The organism is Longimicrobiaceae bacterium (genome assembly GCA_035936415.1).
Taxonomy (GTDB): Bacteria; Gemmatimonadota; Gemmatimonadetes; order Longimicrobiales; family Longimicrobiaceae; genus JAFAYN01.
Genome location: DASYWD010000541.1, coordinates 1 through 3,336, shown reverse-complemented (window position 1 = coordinate 3,336; position 3,336 = coordinate 1). Strand labels below are relative to the sequence as shown.

General features: G+C 72.6%; 4 protein-coding genes. All 4 read left to right on the top strand.

What is annotated here, in order from left to right; translation table 11 throughout:
- The coding region (locus VGR37_21760; protein HEV2150039.1) for a hypothetical protein at nucleotides 1-268 on the top strand (268 nt) is incomplete at its 5' end.
- Nucleotides 269-471: 203 nt separating this feature from the next.
- Entirely contained in the window at nucleotides 472-1,335 is an 864-nt protein-coding gene (locus VGR37_21755; protein HEV2150038.1) for a transporter, read from the top strand.
- Nucleotides 1,336-1,378: 43 nt separating this feature from the next.
- Nucleotides 1,379-2,929: a hypothetical protein gene (locus tag VGR37_21750; protein HEV2150037.1), complete on the top strand. Its 1,551-nt coding sequence runs from the start codon at nucleotides 1,379-1,381 to the stop codon at nucleotides 2,927-2,929.
- Nucleotides 2,930-2,970: 41 nt separating this feature from the next.
- Nucleotides 2,971-3,336, top strand: a 366-nt coding sequence (locus tag VGR37_21745) for a hypothetical protein (GenBank protein ID HEV2150036.1), incomplete at its 3' end; no start/stop codon positions are given.

The following is a 3,336-nucleotide window of genomic DNA, read 5'->3' as shown; positions in this document are numbered from 1 at the left end:
GGTCGCCCCCCTCGTCGGCGTGGTGGAGGCGCACCTGGCGGCCCGCCGACGCTACGACCCGGAGCCGTACCCGGGCCGGGCCGTGCTCTTCCGCGCCGCCGCCCACCTCGACCCCGAGCCGGCGGACGCGACCCTGGGGTGGCACCATCGGGTCCGGGGCGGCGTGGCCGTGGAGGTGGTCCCGGGCGACCACTACAGCATGCTGGCGCCGCCCAACGTCAAGGTGCTCGCGGAGCGGCTCGCCGCGCTGCTGGCCTCGCCCGGGTAGCGCCGCCCTGCCGTGCCCCGACCCGGCCCGAGGCCCCGCGCTGCGGGGCCTCTTTTTTTCTCCCCGGGGCAGCGAGAATCGACGTTGCGGGTGGCGCGCTCGCCGTTCGGGGGTGAACATACCGGCGGATCGGTGTACAAGCAGCCTCCGCCGGGCGCGACCGACCTTCCCGCCCGGGAGCAACCTGCAGGTGGCCTGGAGAAATGGTGCGTAGACCGTCGTTTAACGTGGAGACTTCGAGCAGGCGAGCCGGCGCGATCCCGGGGGCCCTGGCGGCCGCGGTGCTGGCCCTCGGCGCGGCGGCCCCGGAGCTGGCCGCGCAGACCGACTACTACAACACGGACGCCGGACGGCCGGTCCGGATCGAGGACGCCTATCCCGTGGAGCGGTACGCCTTCGAGGCCCAGGTCGCTCCGCTCCGCCTGGAGCGCGCGGACGCGGGCGTGTACCACTGGGAGATCGAGCCGGAGCTCGCCTACGGGATCTTTCCGCGCACCCAGCTGGAGGTGGGCCTGCCGCTCGTCTTCCAGGACGCGGGCGAGGGGCGGGACGGGTTCGGGCTCGCCGGGATCGACGTGTCCGTGCTCCACAACCTGAACGTGGAGACCCGCACGCTCCCGGCGCTCGCCGTAGCCGCGGAGGTCCTTCTCCCGGTGGGCAGCTTCGCCCCGGACCGCGTCTACCCGTCGGTAAAGGGGATCGCCACCCGCACCTTCGGCTTCGCGCGCGTCCATGCGAACGCGCAGTACACCTTCGGCTCCTCGCCCGCCGAGGGCCTGGAGGCGGGCGAAGCCTCGCGGTGGATGGCGGGGCTCGCCGTGGACAGGGCCCTCCCCCTCCGCTCGACGCTCCTGATCGCGGACCTGTTCGCGGAGCAGCCCCTCCACGAGGGAGACGACCTGCGCTGGACCGCGGAGGCGGGAGCCCGCTACCAGATCAGCCCCTTCTTCGCCCTGGACGCCGGGATCGGCCGGCGGCTCACGGGCGACGAGCAGGGGTGGTTCGTGACCTTCGGCGCGGCCCGCATGTTCGCGGTGCGCGGGCTCATCCCGGTCCCGGGCCGCTGAGGGTGTCATGGGAGGCGAAAGATCAACGACCCGGAGAGCCAGGATGCTGAAGCAGTCATACATGGGGAGGGCCCTGCTGGCCGGCGCTGCGCTGCTCGTGGGAGCGGGCGGCCTCGCCCGGCCCGCGGCGGCGCAGTGGTCGCGGGAGTACGAGCAGTTCTACCTGCCGGCCAAGCACAACTGGGTCTTCCGCCAGAACTACTCGGGCGCGGACCGGCTGTTCAACGCGTTCGACTACGGGCACGCCATCCTCTACGAGGAGCTGTACACCCGCCCGGGGGGCCCGGTGGAGCGCCTGGAGGAGAAGGAGTACGACTTCCTCACCCGGCGCCTGCTGAAGCGCCCGCCGCGCGTGCCGCTGGCGGAGGGCGCGATCGAGGTCGCGTACGCCAAGCTGGTGCCCGAGGCGAAGAACATGTTCCACTGGGCGCACGTCCTCCACCGCCAGATCTACGACGTGCTGGCCGACGAGCGGCTCTCCCAGGCGGAGAAGGACGCCGCGGTCGCGGAGGTGCTGGCCTACTACAAGAGCCGGCCCGACGTCGCGTTCAGCTCGGTGCCCAAGAGCATGGACATCATGGACGGGCACTACTACTCCCTGGCGTTCCGGGAGAAGTACCCCAAGTTCAACGGGCTGATCTGGGCCTACCACTGGCTCCAGGTGGGGCTCTACGAGCCGCTGCTCGTCAACGGCGACGTGGCGAGCCGCACCATGGGCGTGAACGCCACGGTCGGGCGCTTCTGGCAGATGCTGGAGAACGCGCCGGAGACGATGCCGTACCTGATGCCGATGACCGCGGGCGTGGCGCCGGCGTTCGCCGCGCGGTACCCGGAGGCGTCGATCATCTTCGACAACCTGCACATGATGCACGACGTGATCTCCGACATCCTGGCTTCGCCCCGGGTGCCGCGCGAGAAGAAGCGCGAGGAGATCCTCAAGGCCGCGGCGATGTTCCGCGACGACACGTCGTACGCGATCTCCGTGGACGAGTGGATGATGATGGGCGAGATGATGGGGGTGAACAACATGGGCGGACCGGCGGGCGGGTTCCTCGCCGCCCTTCCCCAGCCGACCGTTCCGCGCGGGATGTCGATGGCCGGGATGGACCACTCCCGGATGCCGGGGACGGACCACGCCCATGCGCACGGGGCCGCGCCCGGCCAGCCGGTGGACCATGCCGCCATGGGGCACGCCATGCCGGACGGCGCCGCCCGCGGGATGGAGGGAGCGTCGGAAGACCACCTGCGCCGGATGATGGAGATGCACGAGCGCATGATGGCCGACCCGGTCATCCGCGCGCGCGCCGCCGCCGACCCGGTGCTGCAGCAGATGATGGCCGGGATGCACCAGCCCATGCCCGCCGGGCACGCCACGCATGGTGCCGGCGCGCCGGATGCGTCGGACGCGGAGCAGGCGATGGACTTCATCGTCCGGCTTCTCTCCGACCCCGCGGTCGAGGCGCGCATCCACCACGACCCGAGGCTCCACCAGCTCTGGAGCGACCCCGAGGTACAGCGGCGGCTCGCGGAGCTGCGCCGCCGCCAGGGGGAGACGGCGACGCGGCCGGCTCCGGCTCCGCATCGGCACCGCTGATGGCGGCGCGCAAACCGCTCCGGCTACACGGAGGGAGGGCCATGTACGGCAAGCTGTGCGCAGGTCTGCTCGCGGGCGTCGTGCTCGCCGCATGCTCGGGCGGCGACGAGCCGGCGCGGGAGGGCCGCGCTCCCGCGGCCGCCGCCGACACGGTGGTGGCGGCCACGGCGGGCGGCCACGGCACGCATGGGAGCCAGGACTCCGCCAGCGCGGCTGGGGGAGCAGCGCATGCCGCGCACGGCGGAATGGCCGGTATGGACTACGGCGCGGCGGATCACGGCGCCATGAATCACGGTGCGACCGGCCACAGTGCGACGGGTCACGGTGCACATTCCGGCGGCGGTGGAGCCGCCGCCGGGGCCGACCATGCCCGGATGGGCCACGGCGCCGGGCAGGCGGAGGGAGCG

What these genes read in the sequence shown, in the direction of transcription:
- VGR37_21755 (HEV2150038.1), top strand. Translation starts at nt 472, where the DNA reads ATGGTGCGTAGACCGTCGTTTAACGTGGAGACTTCGAGCAGGCGAGCC.
- VGR37_21750 (HEV2150037.1), top strand. Translation starts at nt 1,379, where the DNA reads ATGCTGAAGCAGTCATACATGGGGAGGGCCCTGCTGGCCGGCGCTGCG.